This window comes from Paraburkholderia sp. A1RI_3L, assembly GCF_048957895.1.
Classification (GTDB): Bacteria; Pseudomonadota; Gammaproteobacteria; order Burkholderiales; family Burkholderiaceae; genus Paraburkholderia; species Paraburkholderia kururiensis.
In genome coordinates this window covers 941,656-955,683 of the sequence record NZ_JARCHA010000001.1, presented here as the reverse complement: position 1 = coordinate 955,683, position 14,028 = coordinate 941,656, and the positions used below count along the sequence as shown (strand labels likewise).

The window sequence follows — 14,028 nt, the reverse complement described above, 5'->3', positions numbered from 1 at the left end:
CAGGTCTCTCAGGAGGGGTATGGAGTGGGTTCCCACCACGTCGGCGCAAGCGCTTTGCGCCGACGACATGGCCGCGCTGGCGCGCGCCAAACACGAGCTTGAAAGCCCGCCGCTCACCATGAAGCTGGCGGCGATTGTCGGCGCGCCTTTAGAGAAGGTCATGTTGCGGCTGCCGGCCGTCGCCAACGAGAAGGTGGCGGAAGCGACACAGTCGGCGCTGCGCAAATGTCTGCAGATTGCGCTGAAGACGTTACGCAAGTCGGGGCATGGAACGGGGCGAGCCACGAGCCACGTCGGCTCCGGCGCTACAGGCGCAGCGGCTTTGCCGCCCGCCGCGCCCGAAAAGCCCGGCAACCTGCTTCACAAGTTCGCCGTGGCGACCACCGGCGCGGCGGGCGGTGCGTTCGGGCTGCTCGCGCTGCCGGTCGAGTTACCGGTCACCACGACGCTGATGTTCCGCTCGATCTGCGACGTGGCGCGCAGCGAAGGCGAAGACCTGAATTCCACCGACACCCAGCTGCAATGCCTCGCGGTGCTCGGCATGGGCAGCCACTCGAGCACCGACGACGAAGCCGATCTCGGCTACTTCATCATGCGCGGCGCGCTCGCGCAGGCGGTGTCGAAGGCGTCGTCTGAGATCGCGTCGAAGGGCATCACGACGCATGGCTCGGCGGCGCTCGTGCGCCTCGTCAACGCCATCGCGGCACGCTTTTCGGTGCAGGTGAGCGAGCAGGTGGCGGCCAAATCGATCCCGGCGATCGGCGCCGTGCTGGGCGCGATGGTCAACACCGTGTTCATCGATCACTTCCAGCAGGTCGCGCACGGCCACTTCACCGTGCGCCGGCTGGAGCGCAAGTACGGCGAAGAAGCGGTGAAGGCGGCGTATCAGACCATCGACATCTCGCTCGCCTGAGCGGCCTGCGCGCGCGTAACGCGGCGCACGAAGCGGGCCGCGTCGTCCAGCGCGCGGCGCGACTCCGGCAGAAACGGCGCGAAGATGGGCCACACGTGCGGCATCTTCGGCCAGATGTGCAGCTCGACCTCCACGCCGGCCGCTCGCGCCTTGTCGGCCACGCGCCGCGTGTCGTCCAGCAGCACTTCCGTGCTGCCCGCCTGCATGAAGAGCGGCGGCAAGCCGTGCAGGTCCGCATAGAGCGGCGACGCGTAGGGGTGCGTCGGCTCGGTCTCGCCCAGGTAGATCTTCGCCGCACGTGCAAGCGCGGCGCCGGCGAACATGGGGTCGACGCCGTCGTTCGAGCGCAGCGTCGCGCCCGTTGCGGCCAGATCGGTCCACGGCGAAAACAGGATGCCGCCCGCGGGCAAGGCGTCGCCCGCATCGCGCAGCGCCACCAGCGTGGCCAGCGCGAGGCCGCCGCCCGCCGAGTCCCCGGCGATCACGATGGACTGCGGCGGCGTGCCGTCCGCGATCAACTGGCGATAGGCGGCGAGCGCGTCGTCGAGTGCGGCGGGGAACGGATGCTCGGGCGCGAGGCGATAGTCGAGCGAGAAAGCGCGCGCGTCGGCACGGGTGGCGAGGCCGAACACAATGGCGCGGTGCGTCTGCGGCGAGCAGAAGTAATAGCCGCCGCCGTGCAGGTAGAGAATCGTGCGCGTCCCCGCGTGAGAGGTTGCGGCGCCGACGCCTGACGTGTTGGCCGAAACTGCGTTCGCGCGACGCTCGAGCCATTCACCCATGAGCGGCGCGTGCGCCGCGCCGTACTGTTCGCGCAGATGCCAGCCGGGCGGCACGCGCGGCGACCACGCGCGCTTTGCGGTGCGCGCACGGGCAAGCTGCACGTTGATCGACGGTTTGAGCGTCTCGGGGCGAAACTGCCTGCGCAGCACCCAGCACGCGAGTGCACTTTGCCAGCTCATCAGTACGGGCTCCATGGACAAGAAACCGCCCATGGTACGCGGGGCAAAATCGAGGCGAGTCGATTGAACGCTCTAGACGTGTTGCCCGCCGAGTGGTGCTGATCAGCGCTCATTGGCGCTTATTGGCACCTACCGACGCCTGTTGGCAACCGCCGATCCCTGCGCGAGGCGGCAACTGCCCCGCGCTCACTCAGTTGGTCAGCCGCACCTGGCCGCGAATCTCGCCGCTGGGGTTCTGCGCCGTATGGACGTTGAAGTACCACTGCCCCGCCATCAAGTCCGTCACCTGTTGTTCGGTCAACGTGGCGGCGCCCTTGATCGGGCTCGCGAGCGCCTGCTTCTCCACCGGCACCTGCACCTTCGCGTTCTGCCCCACGGGCGCGGGACCGTGGAAGTGCGCAGCTGTAACGGGGCTGGAGAGTCCTTCGTAAGTCGCCGTCCATTGCAGCTTTTTCGTGGACGTATCGAACGTCGCGTCCAGCATGCCGTGCCCGTGGCTCACGCGCGGCGGCACTTCGCTGGACGGTTCGAGGTCGGCCCTCAACGCGACGGTATCGGCAAAAGCAGCGCCCGAGATCAAGGCGCAAAACGCGACAGCGACCTTCAATGTGCGAAGCACTTTCATGTTGTTCTCCGGATTCGGCAATTCTGTCCGATGCGACTCACCACCGGGTCACATTGGAACGGCGCCCTCGCGACGCCTGCCACATGCTAGTGCAAAACACGGTGCGCCGCCGTGCTGCCCGCCCCGCTCCGGGCCCCTGCCGCCGCGATTCTTCCGATATTTTTGAACAGTGCCTTGTCGGATTTGTTCTCGATTTTCGTCGCTCGACCGACTACGCTTCTTCCTGCGAGAAGTGACTCTTCATTGAAGGGTCTCCAAGCTTGAACGCGGCTTCGGCCGCGTTTTTTTTCGCCTGCACGCCCTCGTCGGCGAACAGAAACCGGCGAATTCGTGCGATCAATTCGCCGCGCCCACCACCCTCATCTTCGCGCGATACGGCCGCGGAAAGACCGGCAAGGCGAGCAGCGCACACAAGCTTGCCGCAGCCCAGACGGCACTCCACGAACCCACCGCGAGCAGCAGCGGAATGGCGAGCGGCGTGAGGAACAACGTCGTGAAGGCGCCCGTGTTGCCCATTGCCAGCGCGGTGCCGGCTCGTTGCGTGCCGGCGAGCGTTGCGAGTTCCGTATAAGCCACGCCATGCCACGCCGATGCGCAGACGCCGCCCGCCACGATCGCAACGGCAAACAACGTGGCCGCCGCGGAATCGGCATGCGGCACAGCGAGCGTCATCGCCGCGAGCAAGGCGAAGAGTGCCGCGGTCAGCAGGCTGCACGCGCGCATATAGCCGCGACGGTTGCCGTGACGATCGGTCCAGCGCCCGCTCCATACGCGCATGATCGCGGCGCCGGTCTGCACGGCAGCCATCGTCGCGCTGATGGTCACGACGCCCGCATGACTGAAGTCGTGCAGAAAGACCGCGGCGAAGGTCACGACGGCGAGCTGCGGCACGCAAAGCGCCGCGATGCCGAGCGTCACGCGCCAGATAGCGGGATCGCGCAGCGGGCTCGCGGCGGCGCGGGCGCGAACCCGAGCGTGATGAGGTTGACGGTACGTCTTCGATACGTGGCCGCTTGCCGAGTTTGTCGATTGAACGGCTGCGGCTTTCTCGTCGGCGCGCTTCAATGCAGCCCCGCCCGTCGCCAGCTCCGGCTCGTACAACCAGCGCCACGCAAAGCCCGCCGTTGCCGCGCACAACACGGCAAGCACGCCATAGACCGCCGAGAACCCATGCGCCGTGGCCAGCGCGGGCAGCATCAACGCACCCAGGCCGCCGCCGGCGGGCACCGCGGTCTGCCGGATGCTCATAGCAAGGCCGCGCTCGCCCTCCTTGAACCAGGCCATGACGGCGCGGCCGCTCGATCCGTTCACGCTGCCGCCCAGCAATCCGACGAACAGTAGCCCCGCAGCGAGGCTGACAAGCGACGGCACATGGCCCGCCTGCGGTACGACGAACAGCGCCATGCCGACGAGCGCCGCAGCGGTGCCGCCCAGTCCGAGCAACAGCACGCGACGATCGCCCCAACGGTCCGTGAGCAGCCCCCACGGCAACTCGCTCAGTGCGATGCCGAGGCCCAGCATGCCCAGCACGAGCCCCAGCCCGCCATTGCCGATGCCATACGCGCCGCGCAGCAGCACGGCCGTCGTCGGAATGCCCGAGAACGCCGCCGCGAAGCTCGCGTTGGCGGCAAAGCCCACGCCCAAGACCTTCCAGCGATGATTGCGCCCGCGTACCGCGCCGCGCGCGAAGTTTCCGTTCATGCCTGCCTCCGGTGATTCAGCGAAATCGAATGGAGGCATCGTACGAATGGACGATCTATCGGAAAAGCGGGAAAATGAGATCACTTCCATCGGCCAGACCGAATCATGAATCTGCGTGGTTTTGACTTCGCCCAATTGCGCACGCTCGTTGCGGTCGCCGAAGCGGGCAGCGTTTCGGCGGCGGCCGAGCGAATCTTCCTCTCCCAGTCGTCGGTGAGCGAACAGCTGAAGAAGCTCGAAGACCGCGTCGGCCAGCCGCTCTTCGTGCGCAGCAAGCAGGGCGTGACCGCGACGCCGGCCGGCGTGAAGCTGCTTGCTCACGCAGAGCGGATCCTCGCGCTCTCCGAGGCCGCCTTCGACGACATGCAAGGCCGCGCGCTGGACGGCGAGCTTCGCATCGCGATCACCGACTACTACCGGCCGCACGAAATCGCGCTCGTGCTGAGGCGCTTTTCGGAGCAGCATCCGCGGCTGAAGCTGCACGTCACCGTGCTGCCGAGCGCCGTGATCGACAGCAGTGCCGACGACAACACCTTCGACATCGGTCTCTCGCTGCGCATCGTGGCGCCCGCGGGACGTGCGGCGGCACGCGGCACAGGCGGAGCGTCGAAACTGGGGAAAGTCGCAAAGGGCAGCACCGTGGTGCGGCGCGAGAAGCTGGTGTGGGCCGCATCGGCCGATATGGACACGCGGCGCATGGAGTCGCCGTACCGGCTCGTGCTGCTGCCCGCCACGTGCCAGTTGCAGCGCTACGTCGTGAAGCTGCTTGAGGAGCGCAAGGTGCCGTACCTGATCTCGCATTCGGCGTCGGGCGTCGCGGGACTGCAGCTCGCGCTGAAGGCGGGGCTGGGCATCTCGTGCCTGAACGAGTCGTCGGTCGGCGCGGGGCTCGTGGCATGCGGGAAGCGCGTGGACTTACCGACGCTTCCCGCGGTGGAGTTTCATCTGCTGCCGGCCCGCCCCGGCGAGAGCGAGCTGGTGGCGAACGCGCGCACCGTGCTCAGGGAATTGCTGGCGTAGGGGTGGCGCGGAGTTGGCGCAAGCGTGGCGTAGAGGCGAGCGCGGTACTTCCAGGCCAAGAGGCTGACAGCCGCAGGACGCGATGGCCCGTGGCGGAACACCGATGTCCACCGCAGCAGCCACCGCAACAACCGACGCCGCGCCATTCAGCTCTGTGCCGCACTCACCAGTTCGGCAAAGCGCATGAGATCGACATTGCCGCCCGACACGATCACGCCAACCCGCTTGCCCTTCACATCCACCTTGCCTTGCAGCGCCGCGGCCGCCGCGAGACAACCGGTCGGCTCCACCACGATCTTCATGCGGCTCGCGAAGAACTTCATCGTTTCGACGAGTTCGGCGTCGCTCACCGTCGCGATGTCGTCCACGAGTTGCCGGATCACCGCGAACGTGTACTGGCCGAGATGCTGGGTCTGGGCACCGTCGGCGATCGTCTTCGGCGTATCGATGTGAACGATCTCGCCGCTGCGCAGACTGCGTTGCCCGTCGTTGCCGGCTTCGGGCTCCACGCCGACGATCGTGCAGCGCGGGCTCAGCGCACGCGCCGCCACGGCACAGCCCGACAGCAACCCGCCGCCGCCCAGGCACACCAGCAGCAGGTCCAGTTCGCCCACCTCCTCGATCAGTTCCTTGGCCGCCGTGCCCTGCCCCGCCATAACATGCGGATGGTCGTACGGCGGGATCAGCGTGAGGCCGCGCTCGGCCGCGAGCCGTCGCCCCAGCGCCTCGCGGTCTTCGGTATAGCGGTTGTAGAACACCACCTCGCCGCCGTAGCCGCGCGTGGCCGCCACCTTCACGGCGGGCGCGTCCTCGGGCATCACGATCACCGCCTTCACGCCCAGCAGCTTTGCCGAGAGCGCGATGGCCTGCGCGTGATTGCCCGACGAAAACGTGATGACGCCGCCCGCCTTCTGCTCGGGCGTGAACTGCGCGATCGAGTTGTAGGCGCCGCGGAACTTGAACGCGCCCATGCGCTGGAAGTTTTCGCACTTGAAGTACAGCTGCGCGCCGCTCAGCGCGTTCGCCGTGGACGACGTGAGCACCGGCGTGCGATGCGCCACGCCGCGCAGGCGGTCGTGAGCGGCGGCAACGTCGTCGAAGGAAATGGGCATCGCGGTCATGATCGTTGTTCCGTGCGTTGTTCCGTGGGCAGATAGGTGTAGACGGTGGAGCGCGCCACGCCGAGCGTCTGCGCGACTTCGGCGTAGGCGTGGCGCAGGTTCAGCAGGCCGCTGCCGGCAAGCTCGCGCAGGGCGTCACGGCGCTGGGCGAGCGTCATGCCCATGGGCGTCGTGTTGCGCGCAGCGGCAAAACGCTCGAGCGCCGCACGCACATCTTCCACGCGCCGCGGCGCCAGCGATTCACCAACCGGCGCAGCCGCGCTGTCGGTCTGCATCAACTGGCCGAGGCCGGCCGTCACGGCGCCGATCAGCGAGATGTCCATGTTGAGGCAGATGGCCGCCACATAGTCGCCCGCGCTGTTCTTGAGCCCGATCGACGTGCTCTTGGCCGGCCGGCCATCCGGAAAGCGGTTCGCGTAGTTCTGGACGACTTCGGGAAACCCGGGGTTCGTGATGCGAGCCAGACCGAGTTCCGTCACGGCGTCGCCGGCCTGACGGCCGGAGAGATTGTTCGCGATCGCCACCACCGAATGCTCGGGACGCGTGAGGTCGTGCAGCACTACCTCGACAAGCGGAGCGAGCGTGCGGCCCAGCGCTTCGACAATCTTCGCGCCTTCGCGCAGGAGCAGCGCGTTTTCGCGTTCGGTGTCGGGCACGATGGACCGCCTGGCTGAGGGGGATGTGCGGGTGCGGGTAGGTGGTCGGGCTGGCGGTCGGTTCATGCATGACATTTTGGCGATTTATGACGGAATGTCAATTTCAGACCTCGCACGCCCCCGGCAAGCGGCAACATTTTGGCCAAGACGCCGGCACGCGAGCGTGAATAGACTGGCCATCCAGCCGTCCATTTCCGGGAGGAGCCACGGTGCCGCACTATCTCTGCCACGAGCAACCCGATCTGCTCGAATTCGAAACCACGATCGTCGATACGCGCCCAGGGGCGGTGCTGCTCGCACGGTCCGCCTTGCATCCCGGCGGCGGCGGACAGGTGTGCGACGCGGCCACCCTGGTCCACGCGGATGGCGAGGTGCGCATTTCCGGCGTGTCGGTGGAAGGCGACGCCTTTTGGCATCTTCTCGATGCGCCGGTCGAATTGCCGCGCGAGCGCTCCGTGCACGTCTCGATCGACGCCGATCGACGCTCCACCGTCGCGCAGCTTCACACGGCGACGCATGTCCTCAACGCGCTCGTCTACCAGCGCTTCGCGGGCGCACTCGTGACCGGCGCCCAGATCAACGCCGACGGCACCGCACGAATGGATTTCGACCTGCCAGAAGCCGACAACGATCTGCTGCGAGCGCTGGAAGCGCCGGTCAACGACGTGATCCGCGCGGCGCTCGATGTGCGCATTTACTACGTGAGCGCAGGCGAGGCGCGAGCGACGCCGGGGCTCATCCGAAGCCTGTCCGTGGCACCGCCGCCCACGCCGGACGGCAGCGTGCGGATCGTCGAGATCGGCGATCTCGACCGCCAGGCTTGCGGCGGGACACATCTATCCAACACGGGGCAGTCGCGGCCCGTGCGGGTGGTCAAGATCGAGAACAAGGGGCGTCGGAACCGGCGAGTGAGGATCGAACTGGCGTAGGACGGTTTCTTGTCCGGGCTCGTCCGACGGGGCAAGAAAAAAGCCCGCTCTTCGATGAAGAGCGGGCTTTTAGACACGCGTGCTGTTGCTCGGCTTCAGAACGGAATATCGTCATCCATCTCGTCAAACCCGCCGCCGGCCGGCGCGTTCGACCGGCCCGCGCCGCCGCCCTGGCTACCGCCACGCGGCGCGCCGCCTGCCGCACGGCCACCACCACCGCCGCCGCTGCGTTCGGCCGGTTCGCGGTAGCCGCCGTCGTCGCCACCCATCGAGGCGCCGCCGCGGCCGCCCAGCATCTGCATCTGGTCAGCGACGATTTCGGTCGAATAGCGGTCCGTACCATCCTGCGCCTGCCACTTGCGCGTGCGGATGCGGCCCTCGATGTACACGGAGGAGCCCTTCTTCAGGTACTCCGACACGATTTCAGCAAGTCGCCCGAAGAACGCCACGCGATGCCATTCCGTGGCTTCCTTCATTTCGCCGCTGGCGCGGTCCTTATAGCGGTCCGTCGTGGCAAGCCGGATGTTCGCCACCGCGTCGCCACTCGGCAGGTAGCGTACTTCGGGATCGGCGCCGAGGTTACCGACGAGAATGACCTTGTTCACGGATGCCATGTGTTTCTCCTGTTGATTCCGTTGCAGGCGGCGCTGTGCGAGGGTGTTGCGCGCGGACGGTCCCGTGCGAAGCGGCGCCGCGGCAGGCCCGCTTCAGGCGAACCTGCCACCGCGCTGCGCGCGATCGCCGCCCTGTGTGCTCAATATGGATTGTGGCGCCGGCCAGTCACGCCCTGCGCGGCGGCGCCTTCATATTGGCGGCGATTATAAGCCAGCACAATACGAGGCCCGAACATGCGTAAAACACGCTGTTCTGGCCGCTCGACTTCAGCAGCCAGCCGCCCAGCATGCCGCCTAGCGCGAGGCCGATGGACTGCGTGGTGTTGTAGACCCCGGCCGCGGCACCCTTGCGGTTGCCGGGCGCCAGTTTCGAGACCAGCGACGGTTGCGACGCCTCGAGAATGTTGAAACCGAGGAAGTACACGAACAGAATCGCGGCCACAGCCAGAATGGTATGCGGCGCAGCGCCGAGTAACAGCTGTCCGATCAGGATAAGGGCGATAGCGGAAAGCAGCACCACCTTCATCTTCCCGCGCTTTTCGGCGGCAATAATGGCCGGCACCATCATCACGAACGCGAGGCCCATCACGGGCAAGTAGACCTTCCAGTGCGACGCCACGGGCAGGCCGCCCGCTTCCAGGATGCGCGGCACGACGAGAAAGAGCGCGGTCTGGGTGGCGTGCAGCACCAGCACGCCGAAGTTCAGCCGCAGCAGCTCCACGTTGTGCAGCACCTCTGCGAACGGCGCGCGCACGTGCACGGGCTTGGGAGCATCCGGCACGACCCAGAGCACCACGCCGATGGCAAGTATCGAGAACACGCCCACCAGCGAGAAAAGCCCGCTCATGCCCACCCAGTGAAACACGATAGGCGCGCCAACGATGGCCACCGCGAACGACACGCCGATGCTGCCGCCCACCATCGCCATGGCCTTGGTGCGGTGCTCCTCAGCGGTGAGGTCGGCGATGAACGCGATCACGGCCGACGATATGGCACCCATTCCCTGAATCACGCGCCCGACGATCACCCACGCAATGTCGTGTCCGAACGCCGCCACGAAGCTGCCTATCGCGAAAATGGCGAGGCCGGTCGCGATCACGGGCTTGCGGCCCACGCGGTCGGAGACCCAGCCGTAGAAGATATAGAGCAGGGATTGCGTCGCGCCATACGCGCCCAGCGCGATGCCGACGAGCAGCACGTTGTCGCCGCCGGGGATCGTTTTCGCGTAGATCGAAAACACCGGCATGATCATGAAAAGCCCGAGCATGCGCAGCGCGAAGATGGCTGCAAGCGACACGGTGGCCCGCAATTCGGGCGCGGTCATGCGTGAGGAAGTGGCAGACGGATTGGACATCGGGAGAGCGCAACGGCGCGCCTGCAGGCTGTCAGCAAGCCGTAACGGCGGTCTGGAAAAGTCGCTATAGTAGCAGGTTTAGCCTTCCCTTCTCCCGCAGGTTCATGGAACAAATCCGTATCCGTGGGGCCCGTACCCACAACCTGAAAAACGTCAATCTCGATCTGCCGCGCCACAAGCTCGTCGTGATCACGGGGCTTTCGGGCTCGGGCAAGTCGTCGCTCGCGTTCGACACGCTCTACGCCGAAGGCCAGCGCCGCTACGTCGAGAGTCTGTCGGCCTACGCGCGCCAGTTCCTGCAACTGATGGAGAAGCCGGACGTCGATCTGATCGAGGGGCTTTCCCCCGCCATTTCGATCGAGCAGAAGGCGACCTCGCACAATCCCCGCTCCACGGTGGGCACGGTCACCGAAATCCACGACTACCTGCGGCTGCTCTACGCGCGCGTCGGCACGCCGTACTGCCCGGACCACGAAATTCCGCTCGAGGCGCAAAGCGTCTCGCAGATGGTGGACGCCGCCCTCGCGCTGCCGGAAGAAACCCGGCTCATGATCCTTGCGCCCGTGGTGGCCAACCGCAAGGGCGAACACACCGAACTCTTCGACGAGATGCAGGCGCAGGGCTTCGTGCGGTTCCGCGTGCGCTCGGGCGGCGGCACCGCCAACGAGGGCGAGGCGAAAATCTACGACGTGGATTCGCTGCCCAAGCTCAAGAAGAACGACCGGCACAGCATCGACGTGGTGGTGGACCGCCTCAAGGTGCGCCCCGACATGAAGCAGCGCCTCGCCGAATCGTTCGAAACGGCCCTGCGCCTCGCGGACGGCCGGGCCATCGCGCTGGAAATGGATACGGATCGCGAGCACCTCTTCAGCTCGAAGTTCGCCTGCCCGATCTGCTCGTACTCGCTTCAGGAACTGGAGCCGCGCCTTTTCTCGTTCAACAACCCCATGGGCGCCTGCCCGGAATGCGACGGCCTGGGCCAGATCACGTTCTTCGACCCGAAGCGCGTGGTGGCGCATCCGTCGCTCTCGCTCGCCGCGGGTGCCGTGAAGGGCTGGGACCGGCGCAACCAGTTCTACTTCCAGATGCTGCAAAGCCTCGCGGCGTTCTACGAGTTCGAAATCGACACGCCGTTCGAAGACCTGCCTGAAAAGATCCGCAAGATCCTGCTGTACGGCTCGGGCAAGCAGGCCATTCCGTTCTCGTACATCAACGAGCGCGGCCGCACGTCGGTGCGCGAGCACGTGTTCGAAGGGATCATTCCGAACCTGGAGCGGCGCTACCGCGAGACGGATTCGGTCGCCGTGCGCGAGGAGCTGGCGAAGTATCAGAACAACCAGGCGTGCCCCGCTTGCGAAGGCACGCGGCTGCGCCGCGAAGCGCGCTTCGTGCGCATCGGCGCCGGCGAAGACGCCCGCGCCATCTATGAAGTGAGCGGCTGGCCGCTGCGCGACTCGCTCGGCTACTTCCAGACGCTGCGCCTCGAAGGCGCGAAGCGCGAGATTGCCGACAAGGTCATCAAGGAAATCGTCGCGCGGCTCATGTTCCTCAACAACGTCGGGCTCGACTACCTCTCGCTCGAACGCAGCGCTGAAACGCTCTCGGGCGGCGAGGCGCAGCGCATCCGGCTTGCTTCGCAGATCGGCTCAGGGCTCACGGGCGTGATGTACGTGCTCGACGAGCCCTCCATCGGCCTGCACCAGCGCGACAACGACCGGCTCATCTCCACGCTCAAACACCTGCGCGACCTCGGCAACTCCGTGATCGTCGTGGAGCACGACGAAGACATGATCCGCATGGCCGATTACGTCGTGGACATGGGCCCGGGTGCGGGCGAGCACGGCGGCATGATCATCACGCAGGGCACGCCGCAGCAGGTCGAGGCGGACGCGGCCTCGCTCACGGGCCAGTACCTGGCCGGCACGCGCCGCATCGAGTACCCCGACGAACGGCGCGACCCGGACGAGCGCCACCTGCGCATCATCGAGGCTTACGGCAACAATCTGAAGCACGTCACGCTCGATCTGCCGGTGGGCCTGCTCACCTGCGTGACGGGCGTGTCCGGCTCGGGCAAGTCCACGCTCATCAACGACACGCTGTATCAGGCCGTGGCGCAGCACCTGTACGGCTCGTCCACGGAACCGGCGCCCTACGAGGCGATCGAGGGCCTCGAACACTTCGACAAAGTCATCAATGTCGACCAGTCGCCGATCGGCCGCACCCCGCGCTCGAATCCGGCCACGTACACCGGCCTCTTCACGCCGATCCGCGAGCTGTTCGCGGGCGTGCCCGCCGCCAAGGAGCGCGGCTACGACCCCGGCCGCTTCTCGTTCAACGTGAAGGGCGGCCGCTGCGAGGCGTGCCAGGGCGACGGCGTGCTGAAGGTGGAAATGCACTTCCTGCCCGACGTCTACGTGCCCTGCGACGTCTGCCACGGCAAGCGCTACAACCGCGAAACGCTCGAAGTGCTCTATAAGGGCAAGAACATCAGCGAAGTGCTGGACATGACCGTGGAGCAAGCGCACGAGTTCTTCAAGGCCGTGCCCGTGGTGGCGCGCAAGCTGAAAACGCTGCTCGACGTGGGCCTCGGCTATATCCGGCTGGGCCAGTCGGCCACCACGCTTTCCGGCGGCGAGGCCCAGCGCGTCAAGCTCTCGCTGGAACTGAGCAAGCGCGACACGGGTCGCACCCTCTATATCCTCGACGAACCGACCACGGGCCTGCACTTCCACGACATCGCCCTGCTGCTCCAGGTGATTCACCGACTACGCGACCAGGGCAATACGGTCGTTATCATCGAGCATAATCTCGATGTCATCAAAACCGCCGACTGGGTCATCGATCTGGGTCCGGAAGGCGGCGCCGGCGGTGGCCAGATCATTGCTCAGGGCACACCGGAGCAGGTAGCGAAGTCGAAGGCAAGCTTCACGGGCAGGTATCTGGCGCCGCTGCTCAAGCGCCCGGCCGCGGTTGCAGCCGCGAAATGAATGGGAAATCCCCCAGCGGGAAAACCCGAGGTTGGAGATTGAAGGAACGATGGCCAAGCGCAACGAGGTGTCCGAAGAAGGACAAGTGCAGGACCTGCGCCCGCGCCCGGTCAGACTGACGAGCGACATGAGCCTGCCGAAGCTGTCGGCCGTGGAAATCGGCAGCTACATCGTCGCGCTGTTCGCGATGTGGGCGGTGCTTCACCTGAAGCTGCTGGGCGCCCTGCTCGCCGGCATGCTCGTCTATCAACTCGTGCATACGATAGCGCCGCTCATCGAACGCCGGATGTCGAGCCAGCGAGCGCGCTGGGCCTCGGTGGTGCTGGTTGCCACGGTGATCGTGGGCGCGCTCACGGGCATCACGATCGGCATCATCGAACACTTCGAAAGCGACGTGCCGAGCGTGCAGAAAGTGCTCGACCAGATGATGCAATTCATCGATCAGGCGCGCGGCCGGATACCGGAAGCCATCGCAGCCTACCTGCCCGTCGATACCGACCAGATGAAAACGAAGGCCGCCGCGCTCATGCAGGCCCATGCCAGCACGCTGCAGCAGGGCGGCAAGAGCGCGGCGCGCATTTTCGGGCACGTGGTGATCGGCATGATCATCGGCGCGATCATCGCCGTGGGCGCACAGCGACATACGCAGCGGCTGCCGCTCTCGAAGGCCTTCGTCACACGCGTGGCGCGTTTTGCCGATGCATTCCGCCGCATCGTGTTCGCGCAGGTGAAGATTTCGGCCATCAACGCCACGTTCACCGGCATCTACCTGCTGCTGATCCTGCCGGTCGTCCACGCGCCGCTGCCGCTTTCGAAAACGCTGGTCGTCTTCACGTTCGTGGTGGGCCTGCTGCCGGTAATCGGCAATCTGATCTCGAACACGGTGATCGTAGCCATCGCGCTCACGGTGAGCCTGCCGGCGGCCGTCATGTCGCTGGCGTTCCTGATCCTGATCCACAAGCTCGAGTACTTCCTGAACGCCCGCATCGTGGGCGGCCAGATCGAGGCGCGCGCGTGGGAGCTGCTGGTCGCGATGCTGGTGATGGAAGCCGCGTTCGGCATTCCGGGCGTCATTGCGGCGCCCGTGTTCTACGCGTATATCAAGCGCGAACTCATCTATCTGCGGCTCGTCTAGGCCGCATCGGG

At 66.3% G+C, this 14,028-nt stretch carries 12 protein-coding genes; 5 read left to right on the top strand and 7 right to left on the bottom strand.

Features of this window, described 5'->3' with window-relative positions:
• Window positions 1-19: 19 nt before the first annotated feature.
• Window positions 20-913 carry an EcsC family protein gene (locus tag PXJ20_RS04500; RefSeq protein WP_421030258.1) on the top strand — a complete coding sequence of 298 codons (894 nt, stop codon included), beginning with the start codon at window positions 20-22 and terminating at the stop codon, window positions 911-913.
• Here the strand turns inward: PXJ20_RS04500 and PXJ20_RS04495 are convergent.
• The 3 genes from PXJ20_RS04495 to PXJ20_RS04485 form a co-directional block, all read right to left on the bottom strand.
• A complete protein-coding gene (locus tag PXJ20_RS04495) occupies window positions 886-1,875 on the bottom strand; it encodes an alpha/beta hydrolase (RefSeq protein WP_421030257.1) in 990 nt (329 codons plus the stop codon). The two genes, PXJ20_RS04500 and PXJ20_RS04495, sit on opposite strands and share 28 nt — an antisense overlap.
• Before the next feature lie 190 nt (window positions 1,876-2,065).
• Window positions 2,066-2,500, bottom strand: coding sequence for a CHRD domain-containing protein (locus PXJ20_RS04490; protein WP_017772673.1), 435 nt, complete (start codon window positions 2,498-2,500; stop codon window positions 2,066-2,068).
• Window positions 2,501-2,836: 336 nt separating this feature from the next.
• Window positions 2,837-4,201, bottom strand: coding sequence for an MFS transporter (locus tag PXJ20_RS04485; RefSeq protein ID WP_421030256.1), 1,365 nt, complete (start codon window positions 4,199-4,201; stop codon window positions 2,837-2,839).
• A gap of 105 nt (window positions 4,202-4,306) precedes the next feature.
• Between PXJ20_RS04485 and PXJ20_RS04480 the strand changes: the two genes are divergently transcribed.
• On the top strand, window positions 4,307-5,221 hold the full coding sequence (locus tag PXJ20_RS04480; protein ID WP_017772670.1) for a LysR family transcriptional regulator: 915 nt from the start codon (window positions 4,307-4,309) through the stop codon (window positions 5,219-5,221).
• Window positions 5,222-5,367: 146 nt separating this feature from the next.
• Here the strand turns inward: PXJ20_RS04480 and PXJ20_RS04475 are convergent, their stop codons facing one another.
• The gene (locus PXJ20_RS04475; protein WP_421030255.1) at window positions 5,368-6,342 is read right to left on the bottom strand and encodes a threo-3-hydroxy-L-aspartate ammonia-lyase; all 975 of its coding nucleotides are present in this window, start codon (window positions 6,340-6,342) and stop codon (window positions 5,368-5,370) included.
• On the bottom strand, window positions 6,339-6,998 hold the full coding sequence (locus PXJ20_RS04470) for a helix-turn-helix transcriptional regulator (protein WP_017772668.1): 660 nt from the start codon (window positions 6,996-6,998) through the stop codon (window positions 6,339-6,341). Before PXJ20_RS04470 ends, PXJ20_RS04475 begins: the two co-directional genes overlap by 4 nt.
• Before the next feature lie 209 nt (window positions 6,999-7,207).
• Between PXJ20_RS04470 and PXJ20_RS04465 the strand changes: the two genes are divergently transcribed.
• Window positions 7,208-7,927, top strand: a complete 720-nt coding sequence (locus tag PXJ20_RS04465; RefSeq protein WP_421030254.1) for an alanyl-tRNA editing protein — start codon at window positions 7,208-7,210, stop codon at window positions 7,925-7,927.
• A 95-nt stretch (window positions 7,928-8,022) separates the two neighbouring features.
• Here the strand turns inward: PXJ20_RS04465 and PXJ20_RS04460 are convergent, their stop codons facing one another.
• Both PXJ20_RS04460 and PXJ20_RS04455 read right to left on the bottom strand, forming a co-directional pair.
• Window positions 8,023-8,541 (bottom strand): single-stranded DNA-binding protein, encoded by a 519-nt coding sequence (locus tag PXJ20_RS04460; protein ID WP_421030253.1) that lies wholly within the window; start codon window positions 8,539-8,541, stop codon window positions 8,023-8,025.
• A gap of 166 nt (window positions 8,542-8,707) precedes the next feature.
• A complete protein-coding gene (locus tag PXJ20_RS04455; protein ID WP_233411573.1) occupies window positions 8,708-9,895 on the bottom strand; it encodes an MFS transporter in 1,188 nt (395 codons plus the stop codon).
• Window positions 9,896-9,999: 104 nt separating this feature from the next.
• Between PXJ20_RS04455 and uvrA the strand changes: the two genes are divergently transcribed.
• Window positions 10,000-12,882 (top strand): excinuclease ABC subunit UvrA, encoded by a 2,883-nt coding sequence (gene uvrA / locus PXJ20_RS04450; protein ID WP_017772665.1) that lies wholly within the window; start codon window positions 10,000-10,002, stop codon window positions 12,880-12,882.
• A gap of 49 nt (window positions 12,883-12,931) precedes the next feature.
• Window positions 12,932-14,017 (top strand): AI-2E family transporter, encoded by a 1,086-nt coding sequence (locus tag PXJ20_RS04445; RefSeq protein WP_017772664.1) that lies wholly within the window; start codon window positions 12,932-12,934, stop codon window positions 14,015-14,017.
• Window positions 14,018-14,028: the final 11 nt, after the last annotated feature.

What these genes read in the sequence shown, in the direction of transcription:
- PXJ20_RS04500 (WP_421030258.1), top strand. Translation starts at nt 20, where the DNA reads ATGGAGTGGGTTCCCACCACGTCGGCGCAAGCGCTTTGCGCCGACGAC.
- PXJ20_RS04495 (WP_421030257.1), bottom strand. Translation starts at nt 1,875, where the DNA reads ATGAGCTGGCAAAGTGCACTCGCGTGCTGGGTGCTGCGCAGGCAGTTT.
- PXJ20_RS04490 (WP_017772673.1), bottom strand. Translation starts at nt 2,500, where the DNA reads ATGAAAGTGCTTCGCACATTGAAGGTCGCTGTCGCGTTTTGCGCCTTG.
- PXJ20_RS04485 (WP_421030256.1), bottom strand. Translation starts at nt 4,201, where the DNA reads ATGAACGGAAACTTCGCGCGCGGCGCGGTACGCGGGCGCAATCATCGC.
- PXJ20_RS04480 (WP_017772670.1), top strand. Translation starts at nt 4,307, where the DNA reads ATGAATCTGCGTGGTTTTGACTTCGCCCAATTGCGCACGCTCGTTGCG.
- PXJ20_RS04475 (WP_421030255.1), bottom strand. Translation starts at nt 6,342, where the DNA reads ATGACCGCGATGCCCATTTCCTTCGACGACGTTGCCGCCGCTCACGAC.
- PXJ20_RS04460 (WP_421030253.1), bottom strand. Translation starts at nt 8,541, where the DNA reads ATGGCATCCGTGAACAAGGTCATTCTCGTCGGTAACCTCGGCGCCGAT.
- PXJ20_RS04455 (WP_233411573.1), bottom strand. Translation starts at nt 9,895, where the DNA reads ATGTCCAATCCGTCTGCCACTTCCTCACGCATGACCGCGCCCGAATTG.
- uvrA (WP_017772665.1), top strand. Translation starts at nt 10,000, where the DNA reads ATGGAACAAATCCGTATCCGTGGGGCCCGTACCCACAACCTGAAAAAC.
- PXJ20_RS04445 (WP_017772664.1), top strand. Translation starts at nt 12,932, where the DNA reads ATGGCCAAGCGCAACGAGGTGTCCGAAGAAGGACAAGTGCAGGACCTG.